Here is a 17475-nt window from a genome sequence, read left to right as displayed (position 1 = left end):
ACATCCTAGCATAGTCGTTTTTAGTTGTCTACCTATCTAAAGACAGATTTGTGTCTCACCTTTCATTTTTGGGTTCGACAAGGGATTAACGCTGATTCGGGCAGGGATTATTTACTGGTTTTATTGTTGGAAAATAAGAGTTTGACGGTTTTGGTAAAAATATTTTTTTCAAAAACTGAAGGTTTAGAGGAGGCTTGTGCTGTTTCAGCATGATTTAAACCTCGCCCGTCAACCGAGGGAGCGGCATGATCAAAATAATCGATGATTTCTTTAACGTTCACTCTTTCTTCTAAATCTTGGGGAATAAAAGTTTGTTCTCCTAATCGATTTAAATTTAATAGGTATTGATAATCAATAACAATGGCTGGCTCACGATGAGGTAAAACAATTTTTTCACTGAATTGAATCCCGGAAATAGTTTGATGAATTGATTCAAAAGCCGAACGAATCATCTGACGAAACTCGGCGCGGCTTTCCTCGGGGCCTTTAATCCAAATAAAAATTTTTTTATCTTCTCTATCAGCTTTGACTAAAGCTTTATTTTTATGGGAACAAAGCACCACCCCCGTGCGCCAATAAGTTTGTTGATAAATTAGATGATTTAATTTGACCATAAACCGAGAAATAATATTACTGGGAAGCACTTGATAATGATATTGAAAGGCTAACGCATTGTCCCATTCTCCGGTATATTGTTCAGCTTTGGGTAATAGATCGGGGATTAAATATTCATCTTCTCCATGTCCTTCTAGCTTAAAACAGAGTTCAAATTTACACATTATATTAATAATAAATTGATGTTTGTCTCTAGGATATCGAATGGGGTTATCGAGAATACGATCTAACATTCCCACTAAAAGAATGCCTTTATAATGGGTCATTAAAGTATTATCATTGAGGATTCTATAAACGCCTTTTGTCACCCATGAAGGATTAAGAATGGTTGTATCTTCTAAGCAAACATCTTCTTGAAAATTTAAAACCACTCCTAAATCATGAAGAAAGCGAATGAGAATACGCTGACTTTGGTCGTCAGTAATTTTTTGAGACTGGCACATCATTTGATATTCAGTATAGGGAATATAATCCCAATTTCGCCCCTTGAGATTTTCCAATTGTTTTTTAATGGACAACCATTCGACTCGTAATTCTTCAAATACTTCTTTTAATTGACTAATTTCTTCAATAACTTTCTGTCTCAATTCTTGAATGCCGTCACCGGTTTTACAGGAAGTTTGAATAAAAGCTTTGATATTTTTATATTTTTCTTGTAAGCGCGGCTGATTCACATCTATTAGATGTTCATCTCGTCGATTGCCAACAATAATAATCGGCGAGTCGCCTCCAAAAGTTTGAATCAGTTTTAACCAATACTCAATTCTGTTTTGTTCTTCACTCTGGCGATTATTAATCACTAAAATATATAAACTGCGTTTGGTCAGAAAAAATTGATGAGTCGCGTGATAAATTTCTTGCCCTCCAAAATCCCAAACATTGAGTTTAATATTATTGCCATTGACATCGAGATTCCAAGGAACAATATTAATTCCATCAGTTTTGGCTTGATTGGCTGTAAAACTATCATAAAGTAATCGTCTCATCAACGAAGTTTTTCCGACGCTTCCTTCCCCTACCAGTAAAACTTTAGCTTCATTTAAGGACTGTTTTTTTTCAACTAGCTGATGCAAATAAAAATTGACGATTAAGTCGGGTTCATCTTTACGCCAAATAATTTCTGGAGGAATAGAAAGTAAATTCTCTTGTAAGTCAAGCTGAGTCAACTTAAAAAATTGCACCAGTTGGATCAGTTCAAAAGGCAGAGTAAGGAGTTGATTATTTTTCAAAACTAAGCTAGTCAGTTGAGTAAGATGTCCGATCTCAGCCGGCAATTCTTGTAATTGATTATGGCTCAATCTTAGCTGAATTAGTTTAGTCAGTTGTCCGATTTCTGGGGGGAGACTTGATAGTTTATTATAACTGAGATTAAGGGAAATGAGGTTACTTAAATAGCCGATTTCTGGGGGGAGTATTGTCAGTTGATTGTTACTGATGGTAAGGGAATCAAGGTTAAGGAGTTGTCCAATTTCTGGGGGAAGTGAGGTGAGTTTATTGTAACTAACATCGATGGAGATAAGATTGAGAAGTTGCCCAATTTCTGGGGGAAGGGTTGTCAGTTGATTGTAGCCGACATCTAGCTGATTTAAACTGTTTAGTTGTCCAATTTCAGGCGGTAGGGTTGTGAGTTGATTATTGTTGAGATCTAACCAACTTAGCCGCATCAATCCTTTAATAGCACTGGGTAAGGTGGTGAGTTGATTGTAGCTTAGACTCAGGCGGCTGATATGAACTAGATTTTCGATGGTAAAGGGTAGGGTTTCTAAATGATTATGGCTTAAATACAGTTCACAAAGAATGGTTAGTTGTCCGATTTCAGGCGGCAAACTGGTTAGCTTATTGTAGCTCAGATGTAGTCGGCTAAGATTACTCAGTTTACCAATTTCTGGGGGTAAAGCCGTTAATTGATTATCGGTTAGGTTGAGAGAAGTTAAGTTAATGAGTTTGCCAATTTCTGAGGGGAGAGTTGTCAGTTTATTGTTGCGTAAGTCTAGATAACGTAAAGCGGTTAATTTTCCTATTTCTGGGGGTAAAGTTTCTAATTTTTTAAAGCTAAGATCGAGGGTTTCTGCTTTCTCTTCAATAGCTTGTTGAATTACCTGTTGTAGTTCTTCATCAGTCATATTGAATCCCTCAGTGCAGTTGAATTTTATTCATGAACGATAAAAATCATCGCTTTGGCTTTCCTTATTTTACCTTTTTTTTTCTTTTTAGCACAGAGATTTCTGAATAATGACCGGATGTGTGGATGAGGGAAAATTTATGGAGACTTTACTCAGTTTCCTGTATTTCTATTGGTGCGGCTTCAAATGTGACTTTATTGTAAATATCGATTAAAGAAATTTTAAAGTTAACTGAATTGAGGGAGATCGCTTCATCTTCTTGATCGTACTCAGAAAGTGACCAGCGTTTTTTGGCGGTTTTGTAAAATTGTTCTGCATAAATACGAGTTTGATCAATAAGTAGATATTCTTGAAAGGTGGGGATTGTACGGTAGCTTTCAAATTTTCCCTGTCTGTCATGATTTTGAGTAGACTGGGAAAGAACTTCTATAATCAGGCAGGGATTTAAGATCATATCGGTGCGGTTGGGGTAGTATTCGGGTTCACCAGCTACCACCATCACATCCGGATAGGTAAAAATTCGCCTTTCGGGTATCCACAGACGAACATCGCTCATATAGACTCGGTAATCTAGTTTTTTAAAGGCAAAATTGAGTTCAGAGTAAAAATTACCTGCGATTTGGTTATGATTTGTGGTTCCACCGGCCATAGGTATGATTTGTCCGTCAATGTATTCGCTTTTATAATCAGCAGATTCCTCTACCTGTAAGTAGTCTTCTATAGAGTAGTATTGCTGTTGTGCGGCTGTCATGGGTGTTAGTTAAGTAAGTTTTTTCTGTTATATCCGTTATATCGAGAAATTTAGCAGAATACATCTATTGTAAATTAGATCATTGCTCGGATAAGAAAAGGTGATGCTGTCGCTTGCTTCTCGTTACCCGATTAAATTTCTTAGACTTTGCTAGGTGAGAATGATAAATTTTGGCTAAGAATAGGGAATTTTAAGAATAAGCTTACTTTTAAAGGAAATATTTTATGATCTGGGATTCAATTAGTCAAAAAGCCTCAGAGCTAGGACAAGCAATTAATACTACCGCAAAGAATGCTACTCAAACTGTAACTGACAAAGCTTTTTGGGAATCTGTGACTCAAAAAGCCACAGAACTTGGTAATACAACTACACAAGTAACACAAATCGTAGCTCAACACGCGACTCAAGCAGGGAATGAAATTGGTAATGTTGTTGCAAAAGCTACTCAAGCTACTCAAGCTATCTCAGGTTCCAATAATGAACAAGATAAATTAAATCAACCCTTAGATCTTGCTCAAGTTCCTGAAAATGAGCGTCTTGCTTTTTATGGGGCTTTATTTGCTATTGCCACAGCCGACGGCTCTTTTGATAAGGAAGAGATGAGCATGGTTTTTGACATTATCAATTTAGAAGGAATGTCTGAAAATGCTAAACGTCAAGTACAATCCTATATTCTTGAAGCACCGTCTTTATTAGATTGTTTAAAAGCTTTATCTTCAGCAGACGAAAGACTTCGTTTTGGTTTAATGATCAATCTCATTGATACAGCATGGTCTAATGATGAATTAGATCCCAAAGAAGAAGAAGCCATTAAACTTGCACAGCAAGAATTAGCTATTAGTGATGAACAGATAAAAGCCATTGAAGTCTTTAACCAAAAAATGCGAGAAATACGCAAGGGAAATTTAGATGACAACCAAGCCGCAGACGCAGCTAAAACAGCCGCAGCCGGACTTTCTGCCGTTGGTATTCCTTTGGCTGCTGTTTATTTTTCGGGTTCAGTGATAGGGCTAAGTGCAGCAGGGATAACATCTGGATTAGCTGCTCTTGGTGCTTTAATTGGTATAGGTGGGATGGTTCCAGGTATTGGAGTCGCTGTTTTATTGGGTGCTGGTATCTTTACTGGAGTCAATTGGTTTTTAGATACAGGAGATAAACGCAAAAAAGACGAAATTAAAGCAGAACAAGAACGTAAAGCTCAATTGGTTATTGAGAATCTTCAAACAGCACTTAGTCAAGTCACTGAACGAATTGAGGCACTACAAAAAGCTGCGGCTGATAGCGAAACTAACCGAGAAGCTATTAAAATACTTACTCAAAAATTGAAAACACTTCAACAGTTAATTAATAATAGAAAACAAGATAAGCAGGAGATCTAAATATGATTTCAGATCATCTGGTTATCGAACTGAGAGCAGTTTTACAAGTACAAAATCAGATCTTACGTCAGTTTGATCAAGCAGTATCAGAAACAGAAGAAAAGTTATCTGATGTCTCTCAACAAGCTCAACAGATAGCAGAACTTGAGAAACTTATGGCTGAAATCGAGTCATCAATAGATTGGCTTGAAGAAGAAGACTTAAATGATTTCGAAGCGTACGAAATTCTTCAACTCTATGAACGCCGCCAAGCTTCTGTGTCCCAAGAGCTAGTTAAAATTGGCTTTAAAGATTGGAATAGTTTTGTCCGTCAGTGTCAGAATTATTGTCTTCAAGAGGGTTTAGAGCCATTAGCTCCTTATGAAGCAATGCTGACAGAAAAAGATCTGCAAAAACTTAAGGATGAATCTTATAATGCTCAATTTAAGTGGGATAAATGGGATTATATTTTTGTTGGGGCTAGTGGAGTTTTAGCGGCTTTAACTGATTTTCTTGTGGTGAGAATTCCTGCCTCTATCAATAGTGGTCAATATGCTGGACAGCTAGGAAGCCCTTTAACAGCATGGCTCAAACAATATAATATGAACAACGCTAATGACTGGTTTGCTCAATGGGCAAAAGAGCTTGAGAAAACTTGCAAAACGCCTTATGATAATCAGTCTCTTCTTGGTGGAATGTCTCCAAACTCGCATCGATTTCAGTCATTAGGACATGATCCGGTTTTGGGCTTTGTTTTTGGCGTTCTAGATATTATGAAAGGAACAATTACAGGTTTTTCTTACGATAAACTAACGGGTAATCACTTGTTTGTAAATGCTGTTGTTCGACCTGACTATGAACCTGTTGGATTGATAGAAGCATTTTTAAAACATCTTGGACATTTAGTTTCTGATGTAGCAACTCCTCAAGGGCTTCCAGTTCCTTTTATGAGTTTATTTCAAGGACTTAATATTAATAGTTTTTGGAAAGAAGATCGGACAATTGCTGAAACAGCCCGAAGGATGTATCTTGACGGCTATGATTTTCGGCATTTTCTTGTATCTGGAATTACACCAGGAGTGATCGAAATGATTCTCAGAGCTTATATGATGCTGAGACATTATTCTGAGGGAAAAGAAACTAACTTATCTATCAATTCTCATCCTAAATATCGGTCTATGCTTTTAGCCGCTCATACTATAGCCGCTTTGGGTAATGCTGGCAAAATAGCCCTGATGCAAAATAATCCCTTAGCAATTAATCCGGCTCAATGGTTAGCCTTATTGAGGTATCTTATTCCTAGTGTTAAATATTGGCTATTTGATCAACATCGATTTCGCCTTGAACACCAAAATAAAATCAATGAGGAGGGATGGAATAATTTATTAAATAATAGTGATGCTTTGTTAGAAGTAGTTTGTAAAAGTGAATCTTCATTGATTCAACTTGGTACAATTTAATGCTACTTAATTATTAATGTTGAATTTTGATCCCCCCTAACCCCCCTCCCGGGGGGAATTTTTGAACCAGAATCATTCATCTTTCCGATTCTTTTTTGCTCTTTCAAATATCTCCTCTATTGTCTGTCCTTCATAAAGTCGCTGTGAAACTTCAACATAATCAGTAGAACTTTGGTTAAAAAGAGTTAGAAATCTTAAGGTGGCAGCAAAACCAAGAGATTTATTTAAAGCTTCTATTCCTTTGATTAAAATTTCATGATCATCCATAATATTAAGATATAAGTTTCAATTATTCGCTTTGTTACCCCCGTTTTGATCCCCCCTAGCCCCCCTTAATAAGGGGGGAAAAGCTAAGTTTCAATCAGGATTTTCTTCGGTAAATTTATCAATTGCTTTTAGTAACCCTTCTGAATAAGGAGAAAGAACCGTCGCACAAACATGAAGATCGGCTAACGCTTGAGCAAATTAATCTGAGTTATAAGAAGTATTTTCTAGGGTTTCAATTGCGGTTTTAGCTTTTTCTATTTGAGAGTAATAATCAGTCAAATAACGTTTTAATGTGCTTAAAGATTTTTCTTGAGTATTCATCAGTAGGATAAGGTGGGCAATGCCCACCCTACAATTGAGATATTTTAGCCCGCGTAGGCGGGCTTCGTTCGTGTAGCCCCCACCCTTCAGGGTGTCAGTATAGAAAACAGATTAGGTACTAAAATATTTAGCCGCCGCATGATAAGCAACTATCGCCGTTGTAGACTGTTCGGGATAAATCTGTTCACTCTCATCCATATACATATTAATCCGATCGCATCCCAACAACTCCAACTGCTTATACTGGTCTTGAATATTCGGACAAGCCGGGTAACCAAAACTATAACGAGAACCCTGATAACGCTGTTGCAGGATATCCCGAATATTACTGGGTTCCTTATCCCCAAACCCTAACTCTTGGCGAATCCTTGCATGAGTCCATTCTGCCAGCGCCTCAGCCGCTTGTACCGCCATCCCGTGATAATAGAGATAATCGGTATATTGATTAGACTCAAACAACGTCTTAGCGAATTGAGTCGCCACCTCTCCCACCGTAACCGCTTGCATGGGGAACACATCTACTATACCCGACCCTTTAGCCGCAAAGAAATCGGCAATACAGAGACGGCGGCCAGACTTTTGGCGAGGAAAATCTATAATCCAAATAGGGTCTAAATTTTCTGGTATTTTACCCCCAGACTGCCCAATAATTTCCGGGTCATAAACCAGCAAAGAATTCCCCTCAGACTGACAAGGAAAATAACCATAAATCACCGTAGGATGCAACAAATTCTCATCTTTAACACGCCGCTTCCAACTCTCTAAAATCGGATGTACCGTATCTGCCAAAAACTCGTCATACTCTTCCCGTGACTGTTCCCTTGGTTTACGGAATTGCCACTGTCCCACAAACAGCGCTTGTAAATCCAAATAGCCGAAAATCTCATCTAAAAAGATATCATCAGGGGTCAAAATCTTCGTACCCCAGAAAGGCGGAACCGGACGTTCAATATCTGCCTCTACCGCCTCAGAACGACGAGTATCGATAACTGCCGGTTCACGGGTTTTCCCATCATCCTCATCTGTTACCCCCACAGATACCTGTGTTAATTCCGGTTCTTGTGCGGCTTCAAACTCATCCAAAAACCCCTTAATATCATCCCAATTTCCTGCCGCTTTTGCCGGCATTAATTTATCCATGAAATGCAAATCCGAGAAAGCATCCTTACCATAAACCACCTGACCTTTATAAGTATTTTGACAATCTTGATGCACAAACTTAGGTGTTAAAGCCGCGCCGCCCAAAATCACCGGTACCGTAATTCCCCGTTCATTAAACACCGCTAAATTCTCTTTCATAAAAGCCGTCGACTTCACCAACAAACCACTCATGGCGATACAATCAGCCTTATGTTCTTCGTAAGCTTGAATAATATTCTCAACCGGTTGCTTAATGCCCAGATTAATTACCTTGTAACCATTATTAGACAAGATAATATCCACCAAATTTTTTCCAATATCATGAACATCGCCCTTAACGGTAGCAATAATAAACTTTCCTTTGGCATTACCGTTACCTTCTTCTTTCTCCATAAAGGGTTCTAAATAAGCCACAGCCGCCTTCATAGTTTGGGCAGATTGTAACACAAAGGGAAGCTGCATCTGTCCCGACCCAAATAACTCCCCGACTACTTTCATCCCATCCAGTAGAAACACATTAATAATGTCTAATGGTGGGTATTGTTTTAAGGCTTCGGCCAAAGCTTCTTCTAAGCCGATTCTTTCCCCATCAATAATATGCTGTTTCAGCCGTTCTTCGATGGGTAAATTGGCTTTATCAGCCCCCGTCTTTTTAGTGGTTTTACCCGCAAACACTTCGGTTAACTTCGTGAGGGGGTCATAAACACACACATCTCCTTCAAATCGACGACGGTCATAAATCAAATCTCGGCTAATCTCTTGATATTCTGGTTCAATTTTCGCCAAGGGTAAAATCTTATTCGCGCTAACAATTGCCCCATCTAACCCTACCGCCATTGTTTCGTGCAAAAATACCGAGTTTAACACCTGTCTGGCGGCTGGATTTAACCCGAAAGAAATATTAGAAACCCCTAGCATAATATGGCAGCCGGGTAATTCTTCTCGGATGCGTTTAATGGCTTCTACTGTGGCTTTTCCGTTATTTCTATCTTCTTCTATCCCTGTTGAAATGGGCAATGCCAACGGATCAAAAAAGATTTCTTCAGGCGGAATCCCATAATTAATAGCGGCTTCATAAGCCCGTTTAGCAATCTGAAATTTTTTCTCGGCGGTGCGTGCCATTCCCTCTTCATCAATGGTTCCCACCACCACACCGGCTCCATATTTTTTGGCTAATTCTAAAACCTTATAAAAACGCGGCTCTCCGTCTTCAAAGTTAGTAGAATTGAGAATACATTTACCGCCAGCAACCTTTAATCCGGCCTCCATTTTTTCCCATTCTGTGGAGTCCAGCATCAAAGGAAGGGTCACATTATTGACCAGACGAGAGGCTAACTCTTTCATATCTTTTACCCCATCTCGTCCCACATAATCCACGTTGACATCGAGAATATGTGCCCCTTCTTTTACCTGGGCTTTTGCCATAGAGACTAAGCCATCCCAGTCTTCTTTATTTAATAATTCTCGGCATTTTTTCGAGCCACTGGCGTTTAATTTCTCGCCGACAATGAGGAAAGAATTATCTTGAATATAAGGCTGGGTGCTATAAATAGAAGCGGCAGAATATTCATAATGGAAATGACGTTCTTTTGGTTTGAGGTCTTTGGTAATTTCTGCTAACGCTTTAATATGATCCGCCCTAGTGCCGCAACATCCCCCAATAATTTGCACTCCTAAATCTTCCACAAAGTGCATTAACGCCATTCTTAATTCTAGGGGAGTTAAGCGGTAATGTGCCTGTCCGCCCACGTTTTCCGGTAATCCTGCATTAGGAATACAAGAAATAATAAAGGGAGAATTTTCTGAAAGGTATTTAATATGTTCTTTCATTTGTTCGGGGCCAGTAGCACAATTTAACCCCAAAATATCAATATTATAAGGTTCTAAAATGGCTAAAGCCGCTCCGATTTCTGTTCCAATTAACATAGTGCCCATCACTTCCATCGTAATAGACACCATAATGGGAATTCGATTATCTTTCTTTTCTAAAACTTCTTCTATAGCATTTAAAGCCGCTTTAATTTGTAGAACATCCTGACAGGTTTCCACAATAAATAAATCAGCCCCCCCATCATAAAGCCCTTCAGCTTGTTCTACATAAGCATTTTTAAGGGTATCAAAATCAATATGTCCTAAAGTGGGTAGTTTCGTCCCTGGTCCCATCGAACCGGCCACAAAACGCGGCTTTTCTGGGGTAGAATATTGTTGGGCAACCTGTTTAGCTAATTGGGCGGCTGTTTTATTAAGATAATAAGCTTGATCCGCTAAATCATATTCAGCTAAAACAATCGAAGTGCCTCCGAATGTATCTGTTTCAATGACATCGGCCCCGGCTTCAAGATATCCTTGGTGAACTTTTGCTACCGCTTCCGGTTTGGTATGTACCAAATACTCGTTACATCCTTCATATTCGGGGCCGCCAAAATCTTCGGCCGTTAAATTTTGCGACTGAAGAGAGGTTCCCATCGCCCCATCGAAAACGAGGACGGGACGTTCAAGACTATGGAGACGGTTAAGAAATGGGCTATTCATGGGCAGTGAAGAAGATTAGTGAAATCTGGGTTAAGGTTAAGTTGACTATATATTGTATCAAAACAAAATTCAAGATAGCAGTTCGATTAGAGTAAAGAATAGGAAATAGGCAACAGGCAACCGTATTTTTACCAATGATTTAAAATTCAATATTTAGTATTTAATATTGAAAATTCAATCCTTAAAATTTTTCCTGATAACTTCATAATGTTTATGATTAACAGTAATTATTTTCAAATTAATTAAAAATAAAATATATTGCCATAAAGATACAGATTTAGGAGCGATCGCCCCAATGGAAGCTATCCAATTCAGCAGCGAAAAGCTGAGATTACAAGAAGCGAGAGAAGCAAACCTTCCTTGGAAAAAGTGGGGACCTTATTTAAGCGAACGACAATGGGGAACAGTACGAGAAGATTACAGCCACACAGGGAATGCATGGGATTATTTTACCCATGATCAAGCCCGTTCTCGTGCTTATCGTTGGGGAGAAGATGGATTAGCGGGTATATCTGACGATAAACAACAACTGTGTTTTGCCCTAGCTTTGTGGAATGGCGTTGATCCAATTCTCAAAGAACGCTTGTTTGGATTGACCAATAGTGAAGGAAATCATGGAGAAGATGTCAAAGAATATTATTTTTATCTCGACAGCACTCCGACCCATTCTTATATGAAATATCTATATAAATATCCTCAAGCCGCCTACCCCTATAATGACTTAATTCAGACCAATCGACAAAGAAACCGTCTTCAACCCGAATATGAATTAATTGATACTGGGGTATTTGATGAAGACCGTTATTTTGATGTTTTTGTCGAGTATGCCAAACAATCCCCAGAAGAAATTCTCATAAAAATTAGCGTTTGGAATCGAGGCCCGCAAACCGCCACCCTACATCTTTTACCGACTCTCTGGTTCCGCAATACTTGGTCTTGGTTTCCCAAAGCTTCAATCAAACCTACCCTTAAACAACTGGATGCTTGTACTGTTGCGGCTGTTCATCCTATTCTCGGAGAGCGCTATTTATATTGTGAGGGATCAGTCCCGCTACTATTTACGGAAAATGAAACCAATACCGAACGGATCTTTAAAATTCCTAATCTTTCTCCCTACGTTAAAGATGGCATTAACCACTATGTAATAGAAGGAAAACACGATCGCGTCAATCCCGAAAAAATAGGCACAAAAATGGCGGCTCATTATGTCCTAGAGGTGCCTGCTGGCGGCGTGGAAGTCGTGCGTTTACGGTTGAGTGATCGCCGGCTATACCCTGAAGAAAACCCTTTTGATTCGCAGTTTGAAGAGGTGATCTCTACTCGCCTAGAGGAAGCTGATGAATTTTACAATACGATCCTATCACCAAGCCTCCCCAATGATGACCGCAACATCGTGCGACAAGCGTTTGCCGGGATGTTATGGACCAAGCAGTTTTATTACTATCCGGTTAAAGATTGGCTCAGTGATGAAATTCTACCCCCAGATTGCACACAACGCTATCTTCTTCGCAATAAAGAATGGTTTCATCTAGAAAGTTCGGACCTTCTCTCGATGCCGGACAAATGGGAGTATCCTTGGTTTGCGGCTTGGGATTTGGCTTTTCACTGTGTGGTGTTGGGTTTGATCGATATGGATTTTGCTAAGGCGCAACTCAAACTGATGACCAATCAAGTTTATCTACATCCTAATGGACAAATCCCCGCCTATGAGTGGAACTTTAGTGATGTCAATCCGCCTGTGCATTGTATGGCAACTTGGCAAATTTATTTAATGGATAAGGCCGAACGCGGGGGTAAAGGGGACCGCCATTTTTTAGAAAGTATGTTTCATAAATTGTTGATGAACTTTACTTGGTGGGTGAACCGTAAAGATGAACTCGGTAATAATGTTTTTGAAGGCGGCTTTTTAGGGTTAGATAATATTGGCGTTTTTGATCGCAGTGCGCCGTTACCTTCTGGCGGTATGCTGGAACAGGCAGATGGAACCAGTTGGATGGCCATGTTTTGCTTAGATATGTTATCCATTGCCCTAGAATTATCGCTAGAAAATTCGGTTTATGAAGAACTCGCTTGCAAATTTTATGAACATTTTATCCATATTGCGGCGGCTATGGATCAAATTGGCATCAATCACGATGAATTATGGGATGAAGAAGACGGCTTTTTCTATGATGTCCTCAGATTTCCTCATGGGGATGCACAACGCTTGAAAGTGCGTTCAATGGTGGGATTAATTCCTTTATTTGCTTGTGCTGTTTTTTCCACTGAGGTTTTAGAAAAATTGCCCAACTTGGCAAAACGGATGCAGTATTTTAATCAACAGAATGAGAAACTGATGGTTAATATTAGTGATCCTCGAAAACCGGGCGTAGGTGATAAACGCTTATTATCTCCGATCAATGAAGATAAGTTACGACGCATTTTACAAAAAATGTTGGATGAATCCGAGTTTTTAAGTGATTATGGCATTCGCGCTTTATCTCGTTATCATCACGACCATCCTTATATTTTTAACATGGAGGGCAATATTTACCGAGTTGATTATGAACCGGCAGAATCTTCAACCGGACTTTTTGGCGGCAATTCTAACTGGCGTGGGCCGATTTGGATGCCGGTTAATGCGCTACTGATTCAATCCTTAAGAAAAATGTATTCTTATTATGGAGATGAATTTAAAATAGAATGTCCCACCGGTTCAGGTCAATGGATGACGTTATGGGAAGTTGCTGATGAAATCAGTCATCGTTTATGTAAAATCTTTGAAAAAAATGAGCAGGGTCGTCGCCCGGTTTATGGAGATAGCGAAAAATTCCAGAGTGATCCTCACTGGCAGGATTTAATTCTCTTTTATGAATATTTTCATGGGGATAATGGGGCCGGACTGGGGGCCAATCACCAGACGGGATGGACTGGTTTAGTGGCTAAGTGGTTTCTCGCTGATGGGGATTTGAATCGTCAAAAAGCTTTAGATGAGGAGTGTTCGTCGGTGATGTGTTCCCTTTTTGTGCAAACCTAGTCAGTGCGGCACAGGAGCGTTGCACCCCAGTGCGGAACTCGTTCCGCACCCCAGTTAGGATCGCTGATACAAAGTAGAGATGTTGTCTGTAACGTCTCTACTGCTTGGGGATGTTTTGCTCGATCAACTTTTGAATTAGCAATAATTTAGATTAGCTACAAATCAATTAATATCATTTATAAGCTCGGGGATATCAAAGTTCACAATAGCTGTAAAATAAGTTTCTTGCATGGCTGATTGGACTTTATCTCTTTGGACTTACCTCTTTTAGATTAGAAGAGAAATCACCCAAGTGGGTGAGTCATTTGGGGGAGGATAGATTAATCAGAGCAAGAGTAAATTATTATTCAAACCACTATTTTAGTTAAAGGGATGAAATGATTATGGAAACCAATAGATTGTTAAATCGTTTTTTACAAGAGGATTTAGGGATTCCCCAAGAGTCGGTAGAAATGGCCACCCGCTACGCTTCCTCACAAGCTGGTTCTCTCCCTATGGTTTTGTGGCAATATGGTTTAATCGATTTAAATCAGCTAGACCGAGTGTTTGATTGGATGGAGGCTATATAAATTCTTTGTTGTCCAATTTATACGAAGTTTTAAAATACCTTAATTTTAATTAAAACAAAGATGAACGGGTAGCGATTAGTGCTATTAGTATTAACTAATAACCCCCTATTTAATAACTAAAATATAAAATTAATTCTATTTTTAACTTTAAAAGACCTCTGAAGCCTCAGAAAGCCCGCCAACCGCGACAGCGAAAATCGAGGGCGTTCATCGAAAATTACGGGTAGAAACCCCGTCCTTTAGCGAAGCGAAGGACGGCTTTATATTACTCTAGTGACTGACAATTAGTCCAGTAGAACGTTGGATCAATATCACTTTACTAGAGGCTATCTGTCCTAATCGTTTCCAATTAGCATCGCTGACAGATATTTGTTTTTTAGTTTGACCGGAGACATAACCAATTCCTTTGGGGGAATTAACTAAATCACCTTTTCTTAAGCCAAAATCAGTTGTCGTACCCCCATATTTTCGTCTTATTCCACCTTTAGAAGGAACCATCAAGTGGAGTTGACGACGGCTAATAGGAGGGCGTTTTACTACAACAAATGGGGAAGGAGTCAAATAAACTTTTCCTATCCAATCGTGTCCTCTACTGTTGTGGGTGTGAAATTCTCGATAATCTAGGAAGTGGAAACAGGCTAGAGCGATGCCATCATTAGCATGACTCTCTGGACTTTGTTTAGCTTTATCCTTCGATTTTTCTAACCCTAAATGCTTTCTTAGATTGCAAGTTTGCCAACCTAATCGAGTATGGACATTTCCAAACTGCTTCAGTTGTTTGAGCATCCATTTCTGTCCAACCATGACCGCCGAAAATCCTTTCCCGGCTCTAGCTTTCTTCCGTCCACTGGTTAAATCTACATCCGCTTTGACATACTCAAAATATATGTCGGTGATGGGATAGATCTTAGATAATTCGGAGATGATCCTAAGTTCTAATTGACGGTTAGCTTTAATACTTGGGGCTAATTTTCCCTGTCTTCTGTTAGAGAATCTTTTCTGACGATGTGCGCGTGATTCAAAAGAGATTTTCCGATTGATTCTTCTTCCCCTCCTACTCCGTCGCATCAAGCCTCTATTGTCTATCCGTTCCCTTACCCGTTGAAAGGGTAGCTCTAGATGAGCTTTCCATAAGGTAAAGAGAGAAGATTGAACGCCTATCCCAGAAAAAAATTTACCAGGGTCAATACCAATAGCGATAGGTTGAGTTTTATTGTCAGATGGTTGTTCTATTAACTGAAGATAAAATTGTCCTAAATCGTTAAATCTACCTAGGGCTTTTCCTTCTTTTATCCAACGTCTTGCTCTAGAGCATTTTGTTGGCATTAACGGGGTTTTATTAGGTGCTATTACGGGGACTCTTAACATGGAGATAATCCTCAAGAGTAAAGTTTAAAGTCTCTTCGCCCACCTAGTCCAAGATGTCTTGTCTGACAACGTTCTCCCAAAAGAACTTAAAGGAAATCCGAACTAGAGAAGCATTCGGAAGTTTGTACCAGAACTAGGCTCACTGGGCTATTCACCTCTTAACGTCAAGAACTTTGGGGTTCTCAATCCCCGTCGCTTTAGCGCGGGGTTGGTGAAGTATTTAACCACTCGGCAAATTCACTGGTAAAGCGATCGCTTAAAATCGCTTCCCTCATGCGCTGTGTAAACCGAACTAACTCAGCAATGTTATGAAGAGATAACAAAATATACCCTAACATTTCCCTTGACTTAATCAGATGATTGAGGTAAGCGCGAGTAAAATTCTCACAAGTGTAACAAGGACAAGTCTCATCTAAGGGGGTAAAATCTTCTTTAAACTGAGCATTTTTTAAATTCCATCTTTCGCCCTTCACCATTGCCGCACCGTGTCTTCCAAAGCGAGTGGGAATCACACAGTCAAAGAGATCAATACCGGCGGCTACTGCTTTCACCATTTCTCGATAGGTTCCCACTCCCATCAAATAACGCGGCTTATGGGGCGGTAACAACGGGGCAGTTAAATTGACAATGTGGTGAATTAATTCGAGTTTTTCTCCCACACTCACGCCGCCGATGGCATATCCGGGTAAATCTAATTCTACTAAAGACCTAGCGGCTTCACTGCGTAAATCCGGATAGATCCCGCCTTGTACAATGCCAAATAAAGCTTGCTCCTGGGGGCGTTCATGAGCTTGTATACAGCGTTCTAACCAGCGATAGGTTCTCTGGGTTGCCCTTTCTACCTCAACTCGTGTAGCATTAGCTGGCGGACATTCATCAAAAGCCATGATCACATCTGCCCCCAAGCTATTTTGAATTTTAATCGAACGTTCTGGCGTGATTTCGATCATACGTCCATCTCTAGGGGAACGAAAGGTCACTCCAGACTCTTTAATTTCTCTGAGTTCACTTAAGCTAAAGACTTGAAATCCGCCCGAGTCAGTTAAAATCGGGCCCTTCCAAGCCATAAATTGATGAAGTCCCCCGGCTTTTTGCACGATCCCCTCTCCAGGTTGTAGGTGGAGATGATAAGTATTGGCTAAGATCATTTGCGCCCCGGTGGTTTGGACTTGTGCGGGAGTCAGTCCTTTAACCGTTGCTAATGTTCCCACTGGCATAAAACGGGGGGTTTCCACGATTCCATGAGGCGTATTCCAGACTCCGGCCCTAGCTTTAGTCTGGCTACAAGTTGCTTGACAATTAAAAGAAAATCTCACTATTAAGTCAAAATTAAGAAATTAGCAGTCTCGACTGATTTTACAGTATAATTACTATCTGTTATCCCCTAAGCGTAAACTTAGAAAGGACAATCATCATCATCATCGAGTTGTACATCCCATCTAGCCGATAGCACCTGAGTGACCATAGCTTCTAAGGCATCTGCATCTAGTTTTTGACTGGCATCAAAATCTAGTAAAGAATTGGTCAAAGGAATTAGGCGCAGTTGCCGACTATCTTGAATGAGATTAAAGTAACTCTCATTATCTGTAGATTGTTCAATCTTCAAGTAGTCAAAACTTAAAACATTAATGTAGAGCTTGTGATTAGCTACTATGGTGGCTTGATTAGGATCAGCAAACACTTCGACGATCCAACCTTCTCCCTGACTCAGTAATTTTCCGTCAACGGTATGAACATAACGAACTCGACCAAGATCATTCAACAAACGTCGGATATCATCTTTATTGATTATTGTACCGAAGTCAATAATACAGGGAGCCGGTAATTGATGTGAGGATTTTTCGTAACTCATAGGAGATCGCTGTTAATTATTAGTATCATGACAGCCCTTTGGGAGATCATCTATACACATCTTGCGTTTAAATATCGTAGGCTACGCCACAATCTTAACTTAA

The 17475-nt window shown here is 39.7% G+C and carries 12 protein-coding genes; 4 read left to right on the top strand and 8 right to left on the bottom strand.

The genetic code is table 11. From position 1 onward, the window contains the following. Positions 1–107: 107 nt before the first annotated feature. Together CYAN7822_RS03825 and CYAN7822_RS03820 are read right to left on the bottom strand one after the other, a co-directional pair. On the bottom strand, positions 108–2738 hold the full coding sequence (locus tag CYAN7822_RS03825) for a COR domain-containing protein (protein ID WP_013320928.1): 2631 nt from the start codon (positions 2736–2738) through the stop codon (positions 108–110). Positions 2739–2886: 148 nt separating this feature from the next. Then, positions 2887–3489: a Uma2 family endonuclease gene (locus tag CYAN7822_RS03820; RefSeq protein WP_013320927.1), complete on the bottom strand. Its 603-nt coding sequence runs from the start codon at positions 3487–3489 to the stop codon at positions 2887–2889. 224 nt (positions 3490–3713) lie between these two features. Between CYAN7822_RS03820 and CYAN7822_RS03815 the strand changes: the two genes are divergently transcribed. Further along, the gene (locus CYAN7822_RS03815; RefSeq protein WP_013320926.1) at positions 3714–4868 is read left to right on the top strand and encodes a tellurite resistance TerB family protein; all 1155 of its coding nucleotides are present in this window, start codon (positions 3714–3716) and stop codon (positions 4866–4868) included. Between the two features lie 2 nt (positions 4869–4870). Then, positions 4871–6307, top strand: coding sequence for a hypothetical protein (locus CYAN7822_RS03810; RefSeq protein ID WP_013320925.1), 1437 nt, complete (start codon positions 4871–4873; stop codon positions 6305–6307). A 72-nt stretch (positions 6308–6379) separates the two neighbouring features. On the opposite strand, the gene CYAN7822_RS03805 is transcribed toward CYAN7822_RS03810, so the two are convergent. The 3 genes from CYAN7822_RS03805 to metH form a co-directional block, all read right to left on the bottom strand. Then, positions 6380–6574, bottom strand: coding sequence for a hypothetical protein (locus CYAN7822_RS03805; RefSeq protein ID WP_013320924.1), 195 nt, complete (start codon positions 6572–6574; stop codon positions 6380–6382). Positions 6575–6772: 198 nt separating this feature from the next. After that, entirely contained in the window at positions 6773–6895 is a 123-nt protein-coding gene (locus tag CYAN7822_RS40125) for a hypothetical protein (protein ID WP_013320923.1), read from the bottom strand. A 111-nt stretch (positions 6896–7006) separates the two neighbouring features. Continuing rightward, positions 7007–10567, bottom strand: a complete 3561-nt coding sequence (gene metH / locus CYAN7822_RS03800; RefSeq protein WP_013320922.1) for a methionine synthase — start codon at positions 10565–10567, stop codon at positions 7007–7009. A 295-nt stretch (positions 10568–10862) separates the two neighbouring features. Here metH and CYAN7822_RS03795 point away from each other — a divergent pair, with 295 nt between their 5' ends. Both CYAN7822_RS03795 and CYAN7822_RS03790 read left to right on the top strand, forming a co-directional pair. After that, positions 10863–13583 carry an MGH1-like glycoside hydrolase domain-containing protein gene (locus tag CYAN7822_RS03795; RefSeq protein WP_013320921.1) on the top strand — a complete coding sequence of 907 codons (2721 nt, stop codon included), beginning with the start codon at positions 10863–10865 and terminating at the stop codon, positions 13581–13583. Between the two features lie 377 nt (positions 13584–13960). Beyond that, complete coding sequence (locus tag CYAN7822_RS03790; protein WP_013320920.1) at positions 13961–14152, top strand: DUF2949 domain-containing protein; 192 nt, start codon at positions 13961–13963, stop codon at positions 14150–14152. A 270-nt stretch (positions 14153–14422) separates the two neighbouring features. Here the strand turns inward: CYAN7822_RS03790 and CYAN7822_RS03785 are convergent, their stop codons facing one another. From CYAN7822_RS03785 to CYAN7822_RS03775, 3 genes are all read right to left on the bottom strand, one after another. Next, entirely contained in the window at positions 14423–15520 is a 1098-nt protein-coding gene (locus CYAN7822_RS03785; RefSeq protein ID WP_013320919.1) for an RRXRR domain-containing protein, read from the bottom strand. Between the two features lie 197 nt (positions 15521–15717). Next, positions 15718–16836 carry a tRNA guanosine(34) transglycosylase Tgt gene (gene tgt / locus CYAN7822_RS03780; protein WP_013320918.1) on the bottom strand — a complete coding sequence of 373 codons (1119 nt, stop codon included), beginning with the start codon at positions 16834–16836 and terminating at the stop codon, positions 15718–15720. A gap of 80 nt (positions 16837–16916) precedes the next feature. Beyond that, complete coding sequence (locus CYAN7822_RS03775) at positions 16917–17372, bottom strand: hypothetical protein (RefSeq protein ID WP_013320917.1); 456 nt, start codon at positions 17370–17372, stop codon at positions 16917–16919. Positions 17373–17475: the final 103 nt, after the last annotated feature.

The organism is Gloeothece verrucosa PCC 7822 (genome assembly GCF_000147335.1).
In the GTDB taxonomy this organism is placed as follows: domain Bacteria; phylum Cyanobacteriota; class Cyanobacteriia; order Cyanobacteriales; family Microcystaceae; genus Gloeothece; species Gloeothece verrucosa.
This window is presented reverse-complemented; position numbering and strand designations above follow the sequence as displayed.